16 protein-coding genes, 2 tRNA genes and 2 pseudogenes are annotated in these 21,973 nt (G+C 62.0%); 12 read left to right on the top strand and 8 right to left on the bottom strand.

Going from position 1 to position 21,973, the window contains the following annotated elements:
• Positions 1 to 84: 84 nt before the first annotated feature.
• Entirely contained in the window at positions 85 to 393 is a 309-nt protein-coding gene (locus B1526_RS00095) for a hypothetical protein (protein ID WP_235606946.1), read from the bottom strand.
• A gap of 74 nt (positions 394 to 467) precedes the next feature.
• On the opposite strand from B1526_RS00095, the gene dnaN reads away from it, so the two are divergent.
• From dnaN to B1526_RS09380, 7 genes and pseudogenes are all read left to right on the top strand, one after another.
• The gene (gene dnaN / locus B1526_RS00090; protein WP_095614109.1) at positions 468 to 1,592 is read left to right on the top strand and encodes a DNA polymerase III subunit beta; all 1,125 of its coding nucleotides are present in this window, start codon (positions 468 to 470) and stop codon (positions 1,590 to 1,592) included.
• A gap of 87 nt (positions 1,593 to 1,679) precedes the next feature.
• Entirely contained in the window at positions 1,680 to 2,831 is a 1,152-nt protein-coding gene (gene recF, locus B1526_RS00085; protein WP_095614108.1) for a DNA replication/repair protein RecF, read from the top strand.
• Positions 2,831 to 3,343, top strand: a complete 513-nt coding sequence (locus B1526_RS00080; RefSeq protein ID WP_095614107.1) for a DUF721 domain-containing protein — start codon at positions 2,831 to 2,833, stop codon at positions 3,341 to 3,343. Before recF ends, B1526_RS00080 begins: the two co-directional genes overlap by 1 nt.
• Positions 3,344 to 3,553: 210 nt before the next feature.
• On the top strand, positions 3,554 to 5,629 hold the full coding sequence (gene gyrB, locus B1526_RS00075; RefSeq protein ID WP_327078332.1) for a DNA topoisomerase (ATP-hydrolyzing) subunit B: 2,076 nt from the start codon (positions 3,554 to 3,556) through the stop codon (positions 5,627 to 5,629).
• Positions 5,630 to 5,716: 87 nt separating this feature from the next.
• Positions 5,717 to 8,470 (top strand): DNA gyrase subunit A, encoded by a 2,754-nt coding sequence (gene gyrA, locus B1526_RS00070; protein WP_162287903.1) that lies wholly within the window; start codon positions 5,717 to 5,719, stop codon positions 8,468 to 8,470.
• Between the two features lie 160 nt (positions 8,471 to 8,630).
• Positions 8,631 to 9,116: a DUF3566 domain-containing protein gene (locus tag B1526_RS00065; RefSeq protein ID WP_235606948.1), complete on the top strand. Its 486-nt coding sequence runs from the start codon at positions 8,631 to 8,633 to the stop codon at positions 9,114 to 9,116.
• Between the two features lie 57 nt (positions 9,117 to 9,173).
• Positions 9,174 to 9,812 (top strand): annotated as a pseudogene (locus tag B1526_RS09380) (VanZ family protein); the annotation flags it as partial.
• A gap of 579 nt (positions 9,813 to 10,391) precedes the next feature.
• Here B1526_RS09380 and trhA read toward each other — a convergent pair.
• The 3 genes from trhA to B1526_RS00045 all read right to left on the bottom strand — a co-directional run bounded on the left by trhA (position 10,392) and on the right by B1526_RS00045 (position 14,223).
• A complete protein-coding gene (gene trhA, locus B1526_RS00055) occupies positions 10,392 to 11,246 on the bottom strand; it encodes a PAQR family membrane homeostasis protein TrhA (protein WP_095614104.1) in 855 nt (284 codons plus the stop codon).
• Between the two features lie 252 nt (positions 11,247 to 11,498).
• Positions 11,499 to 12,845 carry an NADP-specific glutamate dehydrogenase gene (gene gdhA, locus B1526_RS00050; protein WP_095614103.1) on the bottom strand — a complete coding sequence of 449 codons (1,347 nt, stop codon included), beginning with the start codon at positions 12,843 to 12,845 and terminating at the stop codon, positions 11,499 to 11,501.
• A gap of 133 nt (positions 12,846 to 12,978) precedes the next feature.
• Entirely contained in the window at positions 12,979 to 14,223 is a 1,245-nt protein-coding gene (locus B1526_RS00045) for an MFS transporter (RefSeq protein ID WP_095614102.1), read from the bottom strand.
• 431 nt (positions 14,224 to 14,654) lie between these two features.
• Between B1526_RS00045 and mscL the strand changes: the two genes are divergently transcribed.
• A complete protein-coding gene (gene mscL, locus B1526_RS00040; protein WP_095614101.1) occupies positions 14,655 to 15,152 on the top strand; it encodes a large conductance mechanosensitive channel protein MscL in 498 nt (165 codons plus the stop codon).
• 84 nt (positions 15,153 to 15,236) lie between these two features.
• On the opposite strand, the gene B1526_RS00035 is transcribed toward mscL, so the two are convergent.
• Positions 15,237 to 17,462 carry a DUF2207 domain-containing protein gene (locus tag B1526_RS00035; RefSeq protein WP_157908643.1) on the bottom strand — a complete coding sequence of 742 codons (2,226 nt, stop codon included), beginning with the start codon at positions 17,460 to 17,462 and terminating at the stop codon, positions 15,237 to 15,239.
• 53 nt (positions 17,463 to 17,515) lie between these two features.
• On the opposite strand from B1526_RS00035, the pseudogene B1526_RS09405 reads away from it, so the two are divergent.
• Positions 17,516 to 17,659, top strand: a pseudogene (locus B1526_RS09405) (zinc-ribbon domain-containing protein); the annotation flags it as partial.
• A gap of 177 nt (positions 17,660 to 17,836) precedes the next feature.
• A complete protein-coding gene (locus B1526_RS00030; RefSeq protein WP_095614099.1) occupies positions 17,837 to 18,850 on the top strand; it encodes an HlyD family secretion protein in 1,014 nt (337 codons plus the stop codon).
• A gap of 270 nt (positions 18,851 to 19,120) precedes the next feature.
• Here B1526_RS00030 and B1526_RS00025 read toward each other — a convergent pair.
• Positions 19,121 to 19,193, bottom strand: a tRNA-Ala gene (locus tag B1526_RS00025).
• A 31-nt stretch (positions 19,194 to 19,224) separates the two neighbouring features.
• Positions 19,225 to 19,298 (bottom strand) — tRNA-Ile (locus tag B1526_RS00020).
• Positions 19,299 to 19,430: 132 nt separating this feature from the next.
• On the opposite strand from B1526_RS00020, the gene B1526_RS00015 reads away from it, so the two are divergent.
• Positions 19,431 to 20,165 (top strand): M48 family metallopeptidase, encoded by a 735-nt coding sequence (locus tag B1526_RS00015; protein ID WP_095614098.1) that lies wholly within the window; start codon positions 19,431 to 19,433, stop codon positions 20,163 to 20,165.
• 3 nt (positions 20,166 to 20,168) lie between these two features.
• Here B1526_RS00015 and B1526_RS00010 read toward each other — a convergent pair whose 3' ends face one another.
• Positions 20,169 to 20,921 carry a MerR family transcriptional regulator gene (locus B1526_RS00010; protein ID WP_162287902.1) on the bottom strand — a complete coding sequence of 251 codons (753 nt, stop codon included), beginning with the start codon at positions 20,919 to 20,921 and terminating at the stop codon, positions 20,169 to 20,171.
• 131 nt (positions 20,922 to 21,052) lie between these two features.
• Between B1526_RS00010 and B1526_RS00005 the strand changes: the two genes are divergently transcribed.
• Positions 21,053 to 21,973: hypothetical protein (locus B1526_RS00005; protein WP_201260108.1), on the top strand; the 921-nt coding region annotated here is incomplete at its 3' end.

Genomic DNA, 21,973 nt, shown 5'->3' with positions numbered 1-21,973 from the left:
TGCGGCGTCCACATCGCGGTGTGGACGCCGCATCCATGCGACACACCCATGTCGGAGAATATACGCGGCAAGTTTTCCACATGGTTATCCACAAATGTGGGTAAACGCAGTGGATTGCGCGGGGAAAACGCGGAACCACGCTGTGGATAACCCGTGGATGGGCGGCATCGAAATGTGGATAACCAAGAGACCCTCTGCGACCTGTGGAAAAGCCGGCATGTTATCCACACGAAATACAGAGGTTGTCCACATCGCATCGGCGTCGATAATCCACAGTCCTGTATGGCTTCCGGACGTTTTCCACATTTCCACCGGGATAATGATGATGATGAATACTCTTCTTCTTAAACCTTCATCATGACCATCAAGGGACATCGGCTGCGCCTTGCGCACCGCGCAAGCGAACACGGCAAAGAGCAGTTAGAATGAACTCCAGCAACCGTTCCCGTCAACAGTCAAGGAAGCGCATGAAAGTAGAAGTCAATTCCACCTCGTTCGCCGACGCCGTGTCCTGGACCACGAGCATCCTTTCGGCAAAACAACTCAACCCGCTGCTTTCCGGTATCAAGCTCGAGGCGAAGGACGGCACGCTGCAACTTTCCACATTCACCTATGAGCTGTCGTCGCGCGACCACATCGAGGCCGGTGTCGACGAATCGGGCGCCGCGGTCGTCCCCGGCAAACTGCTCGCCGACATCAGCAAGTCGCTGCCGTTCGAGAAGGCGTACCTGCAGACCGATGGCTCGACGCTGCGCATCACATCGGGCAAATCGACGTTCACCCTCCAGCTCATGCCGGAAAGCGAATACCCCGACCTCCCGCAGCTGCCGCCGCTCCTCGGCCGGGTCGACGCACCGACGTTCACGCAGTCGATCATCCAGGCGGCCGTCGCGATCGCGCGCACCGACGACCGCCCTGTACTCACGGCCGTGCAGATGAAGTTCACCGGCGACACGGTCACGCTGTCGTCGACCGACCGTTTCCGCCTGTCGCGCTCGACGTTCCATTGGACCCCGTCGGATGAGGCGCTCGACGCCGTCGCGCTCGTCAAGGGCACACATCTGCGCGACATCTCGCGCTCGCTCGACGAGCACCAGAACGTCAACCTGTACTTCGATGTCGAAAACCCGACGCTCCTCGGTGTGGAAAACGCCGGACGCGTATCCACAGTCCAGCTCATCGACGGCGACTTCCCCGCGGTCGACCGCCTGTACGCCGATTCCTACCCGATCCATGCGGTCCTCGACAGGCAGGATCTCCTCGACGCGATCAAGCGCGTCGCGCTCGTCGCCGAACGCAATGCACCGATCCGCATGGTCTTCTCCGGGCAGGAGGTCAACCTCACGGCGGGCGCCGCAGACGAGGCATCCGCGAACGAGATCCTCGACGTCGACCTGGACGGCGAGGACATCACCGTCGCGTTCAACCCGAACTACCTGCGCGAAGGTCTGAGCGCGATCACCGAACCATATGTGCGCATGAAGATGACGACGGCCGTCAAGCCGGTCGAGTTCAACGGCCAGCAGGAGGAGGACTCCGAGGAATCGCTCGCCTACCGCTACCTCCTCGTGCCGATGCGCTTCAACAGCTGATGACGTGGTCGGGGCCGCCTTCGCCGCATGGACGGCGCCCCCGATCCCCTTCCTCCCCTCCCTTGTCACCGAACCGCTGGAAAGCCGATGTTCATATCCCGCCTCGCCCTTGACCACTTCCGTTCATGGGAGCACTGCCTGCTTGACTTCACCCCGGGCGTCACGATTCTGCAGGGCGCGAACGGGCTCGGCAAGACGAACATCGTCGAGGCGATCGAATTCCTCGCGACCGGTTCGAGCCACCGCGCCTCATCATCGGCGCCGCTCGTCGAACGCGGTTTCGACAAGGCGACGATCCGCGCGAACGTGAACGGCGAGACGGCAGGCCACGTGACGACCTATGAGGCGACGATCCGCGCGAAAGGCGCGAACCGTGCACGCGTCAATGGCGGTCCTTCGCTGTATCTGCGCGACATCATCGGCGACATCCCGCTCGTCGCGTTCACGCCTGACGACCAGCGCCTCGTCTCGGCCGACCCATCCGAACGCAGGCGGTTCCTCGACCAGACGGCGTCGCTCCTCATCCGCGGATACGCCGACACATTGCAGCGCTTCACCCATATCGCGAAACAGCGCGCCACGCTCCTCAAACAGCTCAACACCACGGACGGGTTCGACAGCTCACGTGACACGGCGCTCAGCGGGCTCGAGATCTGGACCGGGCAGTACATCGACGTCGGCCTGCAGCTCACACGCGACCGCATGGCCGTCATCGAACGTCTGCAACAGCCGTTCCGCGAACTCGTGCATGACCTCGCAGGCCCTGACGAGGACGCGTCGCTCGACTACGAACCGTCATTCGACGAGATCTTCCAAGGCGACGGCGCCGCGGCGCTCATCAGCGAACATTTCCAACGGCTCTACGCGGGTGAGGTCGCGCGCGGCCGCAACCTCATCGGCCCCCAGCGCGACGACCTGCTCATCATGCTCAACGCGTTCCCGGCGCGCGAATTCGCGTCGAACGGTGAGATGTGGATGCTCGGCCTCGCACTCAAGATGGCCGTCTACCGCCTTCTCGAGGAACGGTTCGGCACCCAGCCGATCGTCGTGCTCGACGACGTCTTCGCACAGCTCGACGATGCACGACGCGCGCAGATCATGCACTTCGCCGCCGCGCAGCACCAAGTGTTCATCACCGTCGCCGCGGCTGGCGACATCCCATCGGACAGCTCGTTCGCGCACGCGCACGTCATCGACGTCGCCGCATTGCGCGACACGCAGGACGAGGGGACGCTCTGATGCAGGTCCCCATCGCCGTGACCCTCAACCTCGACGAGCGCAAACTCGCGGCCGAGGAATTCGCACGCGTCGCGAAGAAAGCGGGACTCATCCGCGAACGGCGCATCCGTCGCGAGGAGGCGCTTGAGAACTTCGGAAAACCAGGCCGCGACCCACACGAACTCGGTGACGTGTTCGCGACCATCATCAGGAAATCCGGATGGGGACCCCGGCTGCAGATGGCGTCGCTCGAATCGGATTGGGCGGCAATCGTCGGCGACGTCAACGCGCGCCATTCGCGCGTCGCGAGCTACGTCGACGGCGTCCTGACGATCGCGGCGGATTCGCCGTCATGGACGCAGCAGCTCACGGCGATCGCGCCAACGCTCAAGGAGCGGATCGCGGAACGGCTCAGCGGGCTGCGCATCGACGACGTGCGCGTCACGGGACCACAGGCGCACGGCCGCGGCGTGCGGATGATGAAATACGTGCAGCAGAACACGAGGAAACCCATGCGCGGCGGCGCGCGCTGAGCGTCACGATGACGTCGTGGCGCGCATCGCGGTGATTTTTGCGCCGCAGGAGAACAAAAATCGTATAACGGGCCACAGGCCCATTCCGTCCCCACACACAAGTAGAATACCCAGTAGAGTAGTTAAACGCCTGCAAGGGCGTTTTATTCGTGTTATAGGGCATGTCGCCCCGCGAAAACACCCTCGCGACGAACACAGAAAGGAATCTCTGTGGCAGATCTCACAGCTGATTCGGCGGCCGCATCACGAAACGATGACGATCAGGTCGTCGAAGCGCAACTGGATGACACCCTGTCCCCCGAACACTACGATGCGAGCGACCTGCGCGTCCTCGAAGGCCTCGAAGCGGTCCGCATCCGCCCGGGCATGTACATCGGTTCGACGGGACCACGCGGCCTGCACCACCTCGTCTACGAAATCGTCGACAACTCGGTCGATGAGGCGCTCGCGGGATACGCGTCGCACATCGAAGTGACGATCCTTCCGGACAACGGCATCCGCGTCGTCGACGACGGCCGCGGCATCCCCGTCGACGAAGTCCCCGGCGAAGGCGTCTCCGGCGTCGAGACGGTCATGACGAAGCTGCACGCGGGCGGCAAGTTCGGCGGCGGCGGCTACGCGGTCTCCGGCGGTCTGCATGGCGTCGGCATTTCGGTCGTCAACGCGCTCTCGACGCGCGTCGACATCGAAGTGCGCCGCCAGGGCTACTACTGGACGCAGACGTACATCAACCAGCATCCGACGGCGCCGCTCAAGCGCGGCCGCGCGATGGACGCGGACGAATCGACGGGCACATCGGTCACGTTCTGGCCTGATCCGAAGATCTTCGAGACGACGGTCTACGACTTCGAAACGCTGCGCGCGCGATTCCAGCAGATGGCGTTCCTCAACAAAGGACTCAGGATTTCGCTCACCGACATGCGCGAGACGGAGGCGACAGGCGACGAAGTGACGGGTGAGACCGACGCGAGCGACGAACTGCACCAGACGGTCACCTACCAGTACGCGAACGGCATCAAAGACTACGTCGACTACATGGTGAAGATGCGCAAGGCGCAGCCGATCGAACCGGACGTCATCGACATCGAAGCGGAGGACCTCGAGATCGGCATCTCCGCGGAAATCGCGATGCAGTGGACGACCGCGTATTCGGAATCGGTGCACACGTTCGCGAACACAATCTCGACGACGGAAGGCGGCACGCACGAGGAAGGCTTCCGCGCGGCGCTCACCGGCATGATCAACCGCTACGCGCGCGAGAAGAACATCCTCAAGGACAAAGACGACAACCTGTCCGGCGACGACGTGCGCGAAGGACTCACGGCCGTCATCTCGGTCAAGCTGACGAATCCGCAGTTCGAAGGCCAGACAAAGACGAAGCTCGGCAATTCCGAGGCGAAGACCTTCGTCCAGCGCATCATGAACGACAAGCTCGGCGACTGGTTCGACGCGCATCCGGGCGAGGCGAAGAACATCATCCAGAAGGCGATCGAGGCGTCCCGCGCGCGCATGGCCGCGAAGAAGGCGCGCGAGAACACGCGCCGCAAGTCGATCTTCGAATCGGCGGGCATGCCCGACAAGCTCAAGGACTGCCAGTCGAACGACCCGTCCGAGTGCGAGCTGTTCATCGTCGAGGGCGACTCGGCAGGCGGCTCCGCGATCCAGGGCCGCAACCCGAACACGCAGGCGATCCTGCCGTTGCGCGGCAAGATCCTCAACACCGAACGCGCGAGCCTCGACCGCATGATGAAGTCGGACACGATCGAATCGCTCATCACGGCGATCGGCGGCGGCTACGGCGAGGACTTCGACCTGAGCAAGGTCCGCTACCACAAGGTCATCATCATGGCCGACGCCGACGTCGACGGCGCGCATATCGCGACGCTCAACCTGACGTTGTTCTTCCGCTACATGCGCCCGATGATCAACGCCGGTTATGTCTACGTCGCGATGCCGCCGCTCTACCGTCTCAAGTGGACGAAGGGCCCGCACGATTTCGTCTACACCGACGCCGAACGCGACCGTGTGCTCGCGGAGGGCAAGGCCGCGGGACGCCAGCTGCCGAAGGGCGAAGGCATCCAGCGCTACAAGGGCCTCGGCGAGATGAGCTACCAGGAGCTGTGGGAGACGACGATGGACCCCGAGAACCGAGTGCTCAAGCAGGTGCACATCGAGGACGCGCTCCAGGCCGATGAGACGTTCTCGATGCTCATGGGCGACGAGGTCGAGCCGCGCCGTCTGTTCATCCAGCGCAACGCGCACAACGCCCGCTGGATCGACGCCTGACCGGTCCTTTGGCTGCCCAACGGCCGACAGGACCACCCCGCAAGCAAGACGTGACCGCCCAACCGCGGTGAAGGCAAAGGAAACATAGTGGCAGACGAACCCACGAACAACGGCTCGGACGACGAGCTCAACAACCTCTCCGGCTCGATGGAGCCGCTCAGCCCGCAGGAAGCGGACAACACCGATTACGGCCTCATGGTCGGCACGCGCGTGCAGCCGGTCGACCTGCAGGAGGAGATGCGCCAGTCGTACCTCTCGTACGCGCTCTCCGTCATCGTCGAACGTGCACTGCCGGATGTGCGCGACGGCATGAAGCCGGTGCACCGCCGCGTCGTCTACGCGATGTATGACGGCGGCTACCGCCCCGACCGCGGCTACAACAAGTGCTCGCGCGTCGTCGGCGACGTCATGGGCAAATACCATCCGCACGGCGACTCCGCGATCTACGACACACTCGTGCGCATGGCGCAGTCGTGGTCGATGCGCTACCTGCTCGTCGACGGCCAGGGCAACTTCGGCTCCCCCGGCGACGACCCCGCGGCCGCGATGCGTTACACCGAATGCCGCATGGCGCCGCTCGCGATGGAGATGGTGCGTGACATCGACAAGGACACCGTCGATTTCGTCCCGAACTACGACGGCAAGACGCAGGAGCCGACCGTGCTCCCCGCGCGCTTCCCGAACCTGCTCGTCAACGGCTCGTCGGGCATCGCCGTCGGCATGGCGACGAACATCCCGCCGCACAACATGCGCGAGGTCGCCGATGGCGTCCATTGGGCGCTCGACCATCCGGACGCGACGCGGGAGGAGCTCCTCGAGGCGCTCATCGCGCGCATCAAGGGACCGGACTTCCCGACCGGCGCGACGATCCTCGGCCACAAGGGCATCGAGCAGGCGTATCGCACCGGCCGCGGCCTCATCACGATGCGCGCCGTCGTCAACACCGAGGAGATCCACGGTCGCATGTGCCTCGTCGTGACCGAGCTGCCATACCAGGTCAACCCGGACCGCCTCGTCGTCTCGATCCGCGAAGCGGTGCGCGACGGCAAGATCCAAGGCATCGCCGACATGCGCGACGAGACCTCGGGCCGCACCGGCCAACGCCTTGTGCTCGTGCTCAAGCGCGACGCCGTGCCGAAGGTCGTCCTCAACAACCTCTACAAGCATTCGCAGCTCCAGCAGACCTTCGGCGCGAACATGCTCGCGCTCGTCGACGGCGTGCCGCGCACGTTGAGCCTCGACGCGTTCATCCGCCACTGGGTCGCCCACCAGCTCGACGTCATCGCGCGTCGCACCGCCTACCTCAAGCGTGAGGCCGAGGAACGCGACCACATCCTGCAGGGCTACCTCAAGGCGCTCGACATGATCGACGAGGTCATCCACCTCATCCGTTCGTCGGCGACCGTCGAGATCGCGCGCACCGGCCTGATGAACCTGCTTGATGTCGACGACGTGCAGGCGGACGCAATCCTCGCGATGCAGCTGCGCCGCCTCGCCGCGCTCGAACGCCAGAAGATCCTCGACGAGCACGACGAGCTCATGCGCAAGATCGCCGACTATGCGGACATCCTCGCGAAGCCGGAACGCCAGCGCAAGATCGTCGGCGACGAACTCGACGAAATCGTCGCGCGCTATGGCGACGACCGCCGCACGAAGATCCTGCCGTTCTCCGGCGAAATGAACGTCGAGGACCTCATCGCCGAGGAGAACGTCGTCGTCACCGTGACGCACGCGGGCTTCATCAAGCGCACGAAGGCCGACGAATACCGTGCGCAGCACCGCGGCGGCAAAGGCATCAAGGGCGCGAAACTGCGCGAGGACGACGTCGTCGACCACTTCTTCCTGACGAGCACGCACAACTGGCTGCTGTTCTTCACGAACAAAGGGCGCGTCTACCGCTGCAAGGCGTACGAGCTGCCTGAGGGCTCGCGCGATTCGAAGGGCCAGCACGTCGCGAACCTGCTGCAGTTCGAACCGGACGAGCAGATCCAGACGGTGCTGTCGATCCCGAACTACGAGGTCGCGAAATACCTCGTGCTCGCGACGCGTTCGGGCAAAGTCAAGAAGACGCGCCTGTCCGAATACGATTCGCCGCGCCAGGGCGGCCTCATCGCCGTGCGCCTCATGCAGGACGAGGACGGCGATACGGTCGACGAGCTCATCGGCGCGAACCTGTGCAACGCCGAGGACGACATCATCCTCGTCTCGAAGCACGGCATGAGCCTCAAGTTCCGCGCCGACGACGAGCAGCTGCGTCCGATGGGACGCCAGACCGCCGGTGTGCAGGGCATGAAGTTCCGTGACGGCGACGAGCTGCTCGCGATGGACGTCGTCTGGGGCGACTCGGACAAGGACCTGTTCGTCGTGACGAACGAAGGTTTCGCGAAGCGCACGCAGCTCGGCGAATACCGCCTCCAGGGCCGCAACGGCTACGGTGTCAAGGCCGTGCAGCTCGTCGAGGGCCGCGGTTTCCTCATCGGTGCGCTCGTCGTGTCCGAAGAGGACCAGATTATGGCGATCATGAAGTCGGGCAAGGTCATCCGTTCGAACGTCAACGAAGTCAAGCGCACCGGGCGCACGACGCAGGGTGTCACGTTCGCGAAGCCCGACAAGGACGACGAACTCATCTCGATCGCGCGCAACGCCGAAACCGAGGACGACGCCGACGGTGACACCGTCACGACCGATTCCGCGGACGGCAGCACGGCGGTGCAGCCCGCGGAAGGCGAGCCGACATTCGAAGTCCATACGGAAGGCGACGCGGCCACTACGGTCATCACCGAGGATTCCGCCGCGATCGAACGCACGACCGAGGAAGACGGTGACACCGACACCGACTGATACGGCGGACGCACGGCATATCGTGGCGGCCGTTCCCCCGAACGGCCGCCGCCACGTCCCCTACCATCGGTAATCTCGACTGCAAAACCATGACCATTTCAAGGAGCAGAGCATGAGCGACCCTCGCGAGGTCAATCCACTGGAGAGCACGACCACATCGATGACGACCGACAAGCATGCGCCGCGCGTCGCCCGCTCAGCATCGAACACACCGCTTATCGCGGACAAGGACCGCCCCGACGAGAACAAGCCGGTCCGTCCAATCAAACGCCGCAAGAAGCCGGGCGCACGCCGCATGAAGCTCTCGCTCACGCATCTTGACGCATGGTCGGTCGCGAAGGTCACGTTCATGCTGTCGATCGCGGGCGCGCTCATCCAGATCATCGCGGTCGCGCTGCTGTGGTCGCTCCTCAAAGTCGTCGGCGTCTTCGACCAGGTCACGCAGATCGTCTCATCCGCAGGTCTCGACGCGGGCGGCATCAATCTCGCGAACGTCTTCTCGCTGCCGACGATCCTTAGTGGTGTCACGATCTTCTCGATCGCCGAAATCGTCCTGATCACGATTCTTGTGACGATTTTCGCGCTGCTGTACAACGTCGTCAGTTCGCTCGTCGGCGGCGTCCACGTGACGCTCGGCGACGACTGATAGTTTTTTCTGCGCTCCGGTACGCTGAGGCGGCTGTGGGCGTCACACAGTGCAGTTATGCACTGTGTGACGCCCACAGCCGCCTCAGCGTACCGGAGCGCAATGCGTCGTGCGCGAATCATCCTCCAGTACCATGCAACGCCGTCGTGTGCGACGGTAGACTGTGAAACCGTGTTCAGATACTTGGGATCCTTCAGCCAGTCGTTCATGCTCGCGGTCATGCTGTGGCCATTCGTGTCGTTCCTGCTGACATTGCCGATCGTCGCGGTCATCTACCACCGCAACCACCGGATGAGCTTCATGAGCGCATTCACCGCGTACGTCGCCGTGCTCTACGCGCTCGGGCTCATCGCGTTCACGATGTACCCGATGCCCGACGACCCCGCCGCATACTGCCTGACGCACCATCTGGGACCGCAGCTCGACCTCTTCAAATTCATCGAGGATGCGCAAAGCGGCCTGTACGGCGTCCTGCAGCTTGTCATGAACATCGTGCTGTTCCTCCCACTCGGCTTCATGCTCGGCCGCTGGGCCGGATGGAGGTTCTGGCAGACCGTAGGCACGGGCCTCGCATGTTCAATCTTCATCGAGACGACGCAGCTCACCGGCATCTGGGGACTCTATCCGTGCGCATACCGCTATTTCGACGTCGACGACATGCTCACGAACACGATCGGCGCGATGCTCGGCTACGCGATCGCCGTCCTCTATACGAAACTCGTACCGAAACGCGCGAAGCAGCTCGAAGGAACGAACACCCACCCTGGATTCGTCCACCGCGCCGTCGCACTCATGATCGACGTCGCGATCATGAACATCATCATGTACGCGATCGTGCTGTTGCTCACGTACATCTTCTACAAATGCGCGGTCGCGCTCGACAGCACCCATTATGCGATAGGCGCGCTCCTCATCACGACCGACGGTGTGCATTGGGTGCCCGCGATCCTCGCAGCCATCATGTTCGCGATCTTCGAAGTGTGGATCCCGTGGAGGCACGACGGGCGCACACTTGGCGGCACATACACGCGTATGACGGTCGAGACGAAGACCCGCACAGGGTGGCGTCGCGCATTGTTCTACATCGCGCGCACGCTTGTGCTCGGCGCATGGTTCGTCCTGCTCAACGATGGCGCCGACCGCTGGTTCTGGTATCTGACGGCCGCGCTCGTCGTATGGTGGGTATTCGTGCGCAGGATGCCGTGGGACCTCATCCCTGGGGACACGTCGACGTCCGCATCGGTATCAACACAGACACAGACGTCAGCGCCAACGTCAGCGCATCTGCAGCACGACCATGAACAGGGCGATGACGTGGCACACGTATCCGCCGATCGTACCGAGGTGGAACAGCTCGTGGTACCCGAACCAGCGGGGGACCGGGTTGGGCTTGCGCAGCGCGAAGCACACGGCACCCGCGATGTAGCACGCGCCGCCGCAGATCACGAGGATCGTCGGGACGGGACCGATGAACGGTGACACCCAGAAGAAATAGATGATCGTGACCGGTGCGAGACCAAGGATGATGTAGACGATCGTGAACAACCAATCAAGTCCGACCGGATACAACAGATGCACGATTGTGCCGATCGCCGCCGTGATCCACAGGATACCCATATACGCCCAACACAATGGTTTGTTGTTGAGCGCGAACAGGAACGGCGTACAGGTGCCCGCGATCACGAGGAAGATGTTCGAATAGTCGATGCGGCACAGCACATCGTCGACGCGTTTCGGGAAATGGCCGTGCCCGAGGTGCAGCGCCGCGCTGTTGCCGAACAACAGCATGATCGTCACACCATAGATGCTGATGCCGACCTTCATCCATCCCGCAGGCGCAAGGCATATCAGGATGACCGACGTCGCGATCGCGAACGGGAACGCGATGAGGTGCAGCCATCCACGCAGTTTCGGTTTCGCACGCAGTATCCTACGGCGTTCACGTTGTTCCTTGACTTGCGCGGTGCGTTGTTTGATTGCGTTGAGTCGCTTCGCCGTGATCGTCTTGCGTGGTTTGCGCGGCGTCTGCGCGTTCGATTGCGCCTGCGTGCGCACGACGTTGTACGCAGGGCGGTAGTTCCGCGCGCTCGCGCGTTGTGCGTTCTTCTTCCTATTCGTATCGCGGGACATAGTTCTTAGCATACGTACGTGCGCGCGTGGTGGACGGTGCCGACTCCCCACATTTTTCTTACGGGGAACGTCGCGGCGGTGTACATCCCACGGACGTAGTCGGCGGCGGTGCCGCACAGAACAGCCGCCGACTACTACAATACGGCTGCACAGGGCGACGGTGCCGCACCGTGCAGCCGTATATTGGTGCATCGATGGCTGTCCACTGCGGCGCTGCCGCCGCGCACAACCGTTATACCGTTCTACAGTCGATCAGAAGATGCCCTGGGCGACCATCGCGTCAGCGACCTTGACGAAGCCCGCGATGTTAGCGCCGAACATGAGGTCTCCTTCGTGACCGTATTCCTTCGCCGCTTCGAGCGATTCGGAGACGATGTTCCTCATGATGTCCTTGAGTCGGTTGTCGACTTCCTCGAAGGTCCACGACAGACGATACGAATTCTGGCTCATCTCGAGACCGGAGACGGCGACGCCGCCCGCGTTCGACGCCTTCGCCGGACCGTAGAGGAGATTGTTCTTCTGGTAGACGGCGATCGCGTCCGGCGTCGACGGCATGTTCGCGCCTTCGCACACGACGGTGCAACCGTTGTCGACGAGCGTCTGCGCGGACTGTCCGTCGATTTCGTTCTGCGTCGCGCACGGCAGCGCGATGTCGCACTTGACGCTCCACACGCCGCTGCAGCCTTCGTGGTATTCGCTGCCGGCGACGCGGTCCGCGTATTCCTTGATGCGGCCGCGGTGGCCGAGTTTGATGTCCTTGACAACGTCGAGGTCGATGCCGTTCGGATCATAGATGTAGCCGTTCGAATCGGAGCAGGTGACGACCTTGGCGCCGAGTTCGGTCGCCTTCTCGATCGCGAAGATCGCGACGTTGCCGGAGCCGGAGACGACGACGGTCTTGCCTTCGAAGGAATCATCGCGCAGTACGCGCAGCGCTTCCTGCGTGTAGTAGCACAGGCCGTAGCCGGTCGCCTCGGTGCGCGTGAGCGAACCGCCGAATTCGAGGCCCTTGCCGGTGAGCACGCCGGTGAATTCGTTGCGCAGGCGCTTGTACTGGCCGAACAGATAACCGATCTCACGGCCGCCGACGTTGATGTCACCGGCCGGGACATCGGTGAACTGTCCGATGTGGCGCTGCAGCTCGGTCATGAAGGCCTGGCAGAAGCGCATGACCTCGGCGTCGGAACGGCCCTTTGGGTTGAAGTCGGAGCCGCCCTTGCCGCCGCCCATCGGCAGGCCGGTGAGCGAGTTCTTCAGAATCTGCTCGAAACCGAGGAACTTGATGACGCTTTCGGTGACGGTTGGGTGGAAGCGCAGGCCGCCCTTGTACGGGCCGATCGCCGAGTTGAACTGGACGCGGTAGCCGCGGTTGACCTGCACGTCGCCGTTGTCGTCTACCCACGCGACGCGGAACTTGACAAGGCGCTCCGGCTCGACGAAGCGCTGCAGGACGCCTGCCGCCTCATATTCCGGATGCTTCGCGAAGACCGGCTCGATGCTCTCGAACACTTCCTGCACGGCCTGCAGGAACTCCTTCTGGTCGGGGTCGCGTTCTTCGACCTGGGCGTAGACGCGCTTCACATACTCATCGGTGAGCATTGTTCCTCTTTCTGATCGTCGTATATGGACAAAACAGCATCATTCTAGAGACAGCGAAAACGGTCACACAAGTGTCTACTCATGTTTTGGATGATGTTTTTGCCAACGCTGTCATGTTCGTGTCACGTTCCCGTCATGTGCGTTGCGCGCCGTCGATCATCCGATGGAATGGAAGATAGATCGCCCACGCGAGCGGCATCGTCGCGAGCAACGCCGGATAGAACCATGTGATCGGCAGTCCCCCGTAGAGGAATCCGCCGATGAGCGGCCCGAGGAACATACCTAAGTCGATGCCCGCGTAATACGTCGTATTCGCCATGCCGCTGCGTGCTTTGCCAGCGATGACGACCGCCTTCGCCTGCGTGACCGAACTCATCAGCCCGTAGCCGAACGCCGTCGCGACCGCGGCAAGCGCGAGCATCCAGAAACTCCGCAGATAGGTGAGCGCCAGAATCATGACGATGTCCGCGCTGGTGCACAGGACGAGGAAGAACAGGAACGATTTCGTATCGAACCAGTTGCGCAGCGCGATGCGCACGGCGAGCAATACGAGCGCGTACATCGGGAAGAACGCCGATACGCCGAACGACGCGTGTGTGCGCGTCGCATAGTCGACGATGAACGATTGGTTCGCGAAATAGGGGATACCGAACATCATGAAGATGACGGCGATCGGGATGACGTTCGGTTCGAAGAGCGCGCTCAGGCGCAGATGATGTCGTGCGCCGCGCGGATGTGCGCCGCCGTCTGCGGCGTATGGTCTGCCGCCGTCCTTGATGAACAGGACGCAGACGACGACGAGCACAGCCATGCCCGCTGCCGTCAGGAACGCGGCACGGTAGCCGACCGACTGGGAGATGCGGATGCCGAGGTCGGGGCCGAAGGCCTGCGCAAGGGCGTTCATCGTGCCGTACAACCCCATGCCCGCGCCCATGCGCGAGATCGGCAGCAGCATCGAAAGCCATGTGGACAGGCACACGGAGATGCACGCGAACCCGACGCCGTTGACGATGCGCGCGGCGAGCAGTGACGCCGGATTCGACGCGTACGCGTACCAGATGTTCGTCATGAGGTACAACGCGCCGCCGGAGACGGCGAGGATGCGTTTGCTTGTGCGGTCGGACAGATGCCCGGCGATCGGACGGCAGAACAATGCGGACAATGACAGCGCGCCGGCGATGAATCCCATGAGCGCGCCGTTCGCCCCGAGCGTGTGCGCAAATCCCGCGATGATCGGGCCACCCATCATGCTCGCGCCCATGAAGAAGAACGTCGCCGCCATGATGAGCGCGACATCGCGCGTGATGAGCCGCTCGTGCGGATGCGGCGCGCCATCTTCCGCCGCGCCACCCTCCGGTGTGATCGCGCCACGTGTCATCGGCTGCACAATGTGCTCCTTCCTGGATGTCCGTCCGCTGCGGTGTCGGCCCGACCATTGTAGGACCGCGCATACGCGCGGAGCGGAAGGCGCACGATGCCGGAACAAGCACACGCCCGAAGTCGTCACCCCGCCGCATGGCAATCATCCGCACTGCGGTACGCTGCGGGACCGCCCGCCGTACCACAGTGCGGATTGGCCGGCATGCGCACAACCGGTGGGCCATGAAGATGGCATTGTTACGCGTGTCGGGGACAATGCGCGCATTGCGGAAGCCCACGGGAAAAATGCGCGTTTGGTCATATCGGCTGGTTCGATGCGTTTACTATGGCACTTATACGTCCGTTGACCAGACAATGCGGCGCCATGCGGCAGGAGATGGCTTGCGGACGGCAACCCCCACCCGTCAGACATCGAGAAGGAGTCGGAACATGTTGGACGGATTCAAGAAATTCATCGCGCGTGGCAATATGGTCGATATGGCGGTCGGTGTCGTCATGGGCGCCGCGGTCACCGGCATCGTCAACGCGCTCGTCGACAGCATCATCAATCCGCTCATCGCCGCGATCTTCGGCAAGCCCGATCTGAGCAAGACGTGGAACTGGACGATCACGAACTGGGCGGGCGAGAACTCCGTCATCTCGTTCGGATCGCTCCTCAACGCGCTGCTCAACTTCCTGATCATCGCGATCGCCGTCTATTTCTGCATCGTCGTACCGATCAACAAACTGCGTGACATGAGCGAGAAGGCGATGGCGAAGATCAAGAAGGGCGGTGACGAGGACGTCGCTGCCTCCCAGCCTGATCTGAGCCCCGAAGAGCAGACCGTCATCCTGCTGCAGGACATCCGCAATTCGCTCGCCGCGCAGCAGCAGAACGCCGCCCCTGCGGCGGCGCCCACCGCGACGCTTACCGTTGAAAGCAAGTGAAGCCGCACAAGCGACCAGCACATGCCAATGCGAGGGGCGCCCCGGGAACAACCCGGGCGCCCCCCCCGCCGTATCCGGACACCGTCAGCGGCCGCCGAACGAACCACCACCGGAACCGCCGCTGCTGCCGCCGAAACCACTGCTCGACGACGAACCGCCACCGGACGCCGACGACATCATCGATGAGAAATTCGAACCCATCTGCGAACCGAAATCGAAGAACGACGCGCCACCGTTGCGCGCGCCGCCGTCGTTCGTGAACGCGGTCACCGAGGACGCGGACGAACACAGCGACCAATACACGACAGGCGTCGTATCGAGATGCGTGTCGAACCATGCGGCATCGTGCAGCTCGGCGTACGTCGCGGCGAATTGCGCGATGACCTGTTTCGAAATACCGAACGCCGTCGCATAGACCATGTATTGGCCCCACAACGTCATGTCGAGCATCGTGCGGTCCTGGAAACGGCTGAAATCAAGCAGATAGCGCGCCAAACCCTGCACTTGCCCGACGACCTCCTCACCGCGCGGGTCGAGCGTGTATTTCGGCGCCCAGAACAACGGGAACAACGTGACCGCAAGCGCCGCGCACGCCACAATGCCCGTGAGCATGAACTCCTGCAAGCCGAAGCACAACAGGATCGCGACGAATACGATCGACACGACCGCGCCAAGGATCCAGCGGTTCATGCCACGGTTCGCGGCGACGACCGCGTGCGTATTGTTCACCTCGCCCCTGCACGCCTGCGTGAACTCCTTGAACTTCCTGTCCGCATGCTTCCATTCGCGCAGCGTCTTGTTCATCTGTTTCGTATCGAAGACATTGCTGTGCAGGCGTTCGCCGACCTCGAGCAGGATCGCGAGGAGCGCACGCTCCGACGCGCACAACCGTGTCGTGTACGGATCCATATTCGTGAACGCGTCCGGCAGCAGCACGAACGTGCACTTTTTCATCTCATCGCGCCGCTGCTGCTCATCGAGCATGTTCAGCGATGCCATCGCCGCCGACGGCGTCGCCGTGCGCACATTGAGCGGTGGCACGCCGCGCTCGCCGTTGTACAGCTTGAGCGAACCGGGGAACACTGCGACGATGTGCTTGTCGATGAGCGCCATCAGTGTCGCCGCCAACGCGTTCGCGTCGGCGCCTTCACCGTTGCCGTATTCGGCGGTGATGTTGTACAGGCGCGCGGCGGCGCCCGGACTGACCGCGGGCGCCGTGCGCCAGTATTCGATCGGGCCGCGGTAGCGGATGCCGCGGCAAATGCGCACGCAGCGGATGTACGCGAAGACGGTGCACATGAGCCACAACGCGGCGCCGACGGCGAGCCCGATAAGCGTCAGCCGCGCGTCGCGTGTGCGTTTGTTGTCCCAATCCGTACGCGCGTTCGCTTCGTCGGCGATCGTCGCATCCTTCGTATCCGCATCCGACGTGCGCATGACATACGGTGTGACCTCGTTCGCCGTCATACTCAGATAATCGACGTACATTTTCGAACGCACATCGTATGCGCGGAACTCGAACCCGTCGTCGGTGCGCGTGATTTGCGAATCGGCGCCCTGGAAATGCAGCCACGCCCACGAATCGGCGTCGTCGAGCGGTGCAGGGTAGTGTACGCGCGCCGTGAGTGTACCGATCGGCACCGCGTTGTCCTTCGAAACAGGTTCCCATTGGAACTTCGTCGCGTCCGCATACTGCGTCGCGACGTTGTCGAACGTCATCGTCACCTGGAACCGCATACTGTCCGCCGATTTCGTCTCGGGGATGTTCCAACCGACCTCGACCGTCTGCGTGGCCGGACCGGAAACGTTGTCCGTCGATTCGATCGATGTGTAGTCGCTCAACGGTGATTCATTCGATTTCGGTTTGTCGACGTTCGCGATGTACCACGTGCCCGCATGGTCGACGTCCCAATTGCGCGCCTTCCGTACATCCTTCGGTTGCACGACGTCGCCCTGAAGATAGATGTCGTCCGTATCCAGATTCTCGACGGCGATGCCGCTTATGCCGGTCAGCTGATTGGAATCAAGTGTGTACCGTTGGTAGATTTGACGCCACGGTTTGTTGTTCTTCTGTTTGTCAAGGCGGACGTCGACCGTTTCGACGATGCGCAGGCTGCCGTCATCCTCAACGGACACGTCATAATCGAGCGAACGGTACTGCATACGCGCGTCGCGTCCGCTGTTCGCGATACCGGCAATCAACAATGTGCCGACAAGACCGAAGCTGATCGCAGTAAGGAGCGTCACGACGATGACGAGAACGATGTTCTGCTTACGCGATGGGATGGATGGGGTATCGGAAGTACTCATGATGATGACGATTGTGGCACATAACCCGCGGAACATGGGGGCGCGTCCACCTCATGGGCACCATTGGGCACATGAACGGCACGCTGGGACTGCATAATGGGAGAGGACGACGGGAGGGAGCGGATATGGACGCGACGCATTGCGCGAACTGCGGGATGGAAGTGCCCGCAGGCACCGAGTTCTGCCCGAACTGCGGTGCGGACATGGACAATAGGGGAACGCACGCGCCTGCGGGCGGCACCGTCGACGGGACGCGTATAGCGTCAGGCGGCGGCATACCCGCGGCGCCCGCTGTGCCGGTTCCGACAGCTGCCCCCTCACGATCTGCCACCGTACCGCCATCGCCCACACACCAACACAAGACACCACGGAAGATGATCGTCACCATCATCGCAGCCGTCGCGGCGCTCGCGGCCATCGGCGCGGGCATCGCGGTCGTCCATGCGAAGAAGAACGCGTCGGCGCTCGCGGACGCGCGCGAACGCTGCACATCCGCAGTCGAACGGCTCGAAGCACAGCGTACGGCGGCGGAAACGGACGTGCGGTCGGCGGAACAGTTGGAAACATTGTCCGCGAGCGAAGTCGCCGACGAGGACACACTCGACGACCTCCACGATGCGCTCGACCGATACCGGAAGATCTCCGGTGACAAAAGCGCGCTCTCATGTCCCACGGACGCTGGAGAAGAGGAACTCGAACGCGTCGCGCAGCAGGCGCAGTCGGATATCGACGCGAGCAAACAGGACCTTGACGCGATCGCCACGGTGGCCGAATCGGTACGTGTGTCACAACAGGCGCAGCGAAAAGCGGACGCGAAGGCGGACGAACAACAGGAGCGCGAACAAGCGCAGGAGCAGGCGCGGAACCAAGAGCGGACGGACTCGGCATCGGACTCGAAATCCGTTGACCGTGCGGGATCGTCGGCGAATGAGGACGGGGGAGAGGACATCGAAGGCGATTGGCTGTCGTATCCGAAGGACGGCATGCGGACGTACGTCAATGCACGGTTCGACTTCACGGCGCAGATCCCGGAGGACTTCGCGCTCGTGACACCCGGTCCGGCGAACGGTGATGGCCGCGCATTCACCGACGACGCGACCGGGATGCGCATCACCGCAAGCGCAAGCCTTGGAAACACGACGGCGCAGCAGATGCTCGATATGGAGAAACGGGAGCACCATGTCAGCTACAGTCTCGTGAAGGACGACGTCATGATCGCCACGTGGGAGGAGAACGGCACCGTGACCTACGAGCGGATGATCATCGGACCGAAAGCCGTCAGCACGATCCGGTTCACATATCCGAAGGAGAACCAAGCGGTGTGCGGACCGATCGTCGAACGGACAGCGCCGACACTCACCGCACCCTACACGAACGGCGGCGTGTGACGGCGTGCCATTACGTGCAACAAGCGTGCAACACTTGTGCAACGCTTGCGTGGCAGACGGTATCGGGGCGTATTGGCGACACATGGGTCGGCACGTGTGCGTGAGCGGGGCGGCCAAGCCCTTGGGGGCAGTAAGCGTGTCGAGGGGAATGCGTCAGCGCAATCCCAGCGCAATCGTGCGTCATTCCAGCCCCTCAGCGGGCTGTCTCAGCACAGGGGAGCCAAAACAGAAAAACCGCTGAAAACCCAATGTTTTCAACGGTTACGCGAGTGGAGCTAACCGGGTTCGAACCGGTGACCCTCTGCTTGCAAAGCAGATGCGCTACCAGCTGCGCCATAGCCCCAACGGGGGAACACGTGAGAATGCTCCCCACGTGGGCCCGGGAGGACTTGAACCTCCGACCTCATCCTTATCAGGGATGCGCTCTAACCACCTGAGCTACGGGCCCGATCCATTGCGCTGTGCGCAACAGATAGAAAGAATACACTCGGGTGTGTACTTGTGCAAATCGTGATGGAATCGGCGTGTCGTACATGTATTCATTCGAACATATGTCCGAATGAACATCGATAATGCACGTATGTCTTTTCGTGGAATGCCGAGGGCGCGCTCGTTCGCGAAGCCGGCGCAACGCGCGTTGATATCGCGTGAAACGCTGCATGTCGATGGGCTGCAAGTGACGGTCCTGCGGAAGAACAACCGCAATATGTACCTTCGAATCAAGCCACCCTATGGCGCGATCGAAGTGACCGCCCCCGCGCGCATGCCCGAGCGCACAATCGTCGATTTCGTGCGCGACCGCCGTGGGTGGATCGATGATGCGCTGCAGAAGATGGCGGCCGCGCGCTCGCGCACCTTTGCGTCGACCGATGTCGATCCGGCGGTGCCGTCGAGTTCAATCGCGGCGACCGGCGTCGAAGAGGCGTCCGCCCACGAGGAAATGTCCGGTTTCACGTGGAACGAACAGTATATCGCGCGCGCCCGGCAGTCGATCGAGCGTCAGATCCCGGGGCTGCTGGATACATGGACACCGGTCATCGGCCGTTCGCCATCGAAGATCACCGTGCGCGCGATGACGTCGCGATGGGGGTCGTGCACACCGAAGACCGCACGCATCCGCCTGAATCTGCAACTCGGACTGATGGACCCGAAGTTCCTCGAATATGTACTCGTGCATGAGATGACGCATCTGTGGGAGCATGGGCACGGCGCCGGCTTCCAGAACAGGATGACCGACGCGTTGCCCAATTGGAAGGAGCTGCGCCGCGAACTCAACAAGTGCACGATCTTCGAAGTGCCGCAGACGCGCAACTGAACGCTACTCCCAGCGCGCGTGCTCGACGTCCACACCCTCCGTGGCGCCCTGCGCCTCGATGACCGCGCGCAACCATTCCGTGAGTCCAGGTTCGATCGCTTCGTAATGCACGCGGAACCGCGGATCCGCAGTGTACATCTGCGCAAGGCACACATGCATCGATGGCGTCACGTGGTACCACGTGAGTGATTCCCTGTGCCGCAACGCGAGTTCGTTCGCGGTGTCGCTGCCTGGTTCGACGCCGTCGCGCATCGCCTGCGCGAGTTCGCGTTCGACCGTCTGCATCGCGTCGCGGTCCGCTTGCTGCTGCGCGTCGTCCATACGGGTGCGGTATTCCGCGTACTCCATCCACTGTGCGCTGTCTCCCCAACGTTCGTGTGCTTCGTTGATATATGGGTCGTTCATATGCTCATCCTTGTTCGTGTTGTGTGCGTATGCGCTGAGTTCGTCAATGTCCTCCAACATCAGCTGCAGTTGTGCGATATGGTCGCTGATGCGTGCCCGTTGGTCGCGCATCAATGCGAGCGTTGTCGTGGTTGGACCGTCGAGTGCCGCGCGAATCTGCTCCGTCGTGAGTCCGAGGTCACGGTACAGACGGATACGGCGGATGCGTGCGATGTCGTCCTCGCTGTACAACCTGTATCCGTTGCCGTCTCGGCTCGGATGGAGCAGTCCCGTCGATTCCCAATGCCGCAGCATCCGTACGCTCACCGCGCACAGCGCCGACGTCTCTCCGATTGTCCGTTGTTCACTCATTTGCATGATTCGTACGCTACGGCCTGACATGATGTGAAGGTCAACATGAACGGCATGTCGGATGGTGGGAATTGGTTGATGGGCGTAGCCGGGCAAAACAATATGGGGGAATGACATAATCCTATATACTCATGGTGGTAACGGTATCCGATGAAGGTAAGGAAGAGGAGGGCATGACTGTATCGATTCCGGAGGAGCTGAATAGATATGCCTTGATGGGGATTCTTCCGATTTTGCTTGCTGACCGTTCAACAGGGGAGAACATCGTATGGGCCACTCATGCCTATGAGGGCCTTGGGGATGGGTATGGTGCAATTGAGGAGATGCAGCCTAAGCTTGTATCCGGTAGTCATGCGGGCGTCATACGGCGCCGTGCGCAGAAAGACAAGGAAGAACAATGTCTGCTAACGCGTCAGCATGCCGAAGTGTTCACGCCGGTGCGTATCTGCGCAATGATGATTGATTACGCTGATTCTGCATGGATGGCTTCCAATGGCATACAGCGATTGGAGGATGATTGGCAGTGTTATGTATCCTCTCTGCGTTTGGAAATCACCTGTGGCGAGGCGCCGTATCTCGTGAATAGGTATGATGCCGAAACCGGCGAGGAAGTGGCCGATATCGAAAACCGCATCGGGATTCTGGACCGTAAACTGCGGCTCATTTCGCATAATGCGCGTAACAGGGAAGAGTGGTTGGATTGGGCGACCAAAGCTGTTGAGACGACCTATGGATACGAGTATCAGGGGGATAATCTGCTGATTGCCCGTGTGAACGTTCTGCGTGATATTGAGGATTATCTGACCTTTGCGGGCTACGAGGGACTATCGCAAGACGAGTATGAGCGATTCGCGACAATCATCAGTTGGAACCTGTGGCAAATGGATGGGCTGACCTATATGACACCTGCGCGTGCAGGTGTGGCTGTATCTGCGCAGTTGTTCCTATTCGATGATGACGATGTATCCGGGGGTGACGCAACGGAAACGACGTTGAAGGAACCTGCAAAAATCCGGGATTGGAAAACTGACTGTGCAGTAAAATTTGATAAG

The sequence above is a fragment of the Bifidobacterium criceti genome (assembly GCF_002286935.1).
GTDB lineage: Bacteria > Actinomycetota > Actinomycetes > Actinomycetales > Bifidobacteriaceae > Bifidobacterium > Bifidobacterium criceti.
Note: the sequence above shows the minus strand (reverse complement) of the source record. Positions and strands in the feature narration are given on the sequence as shown.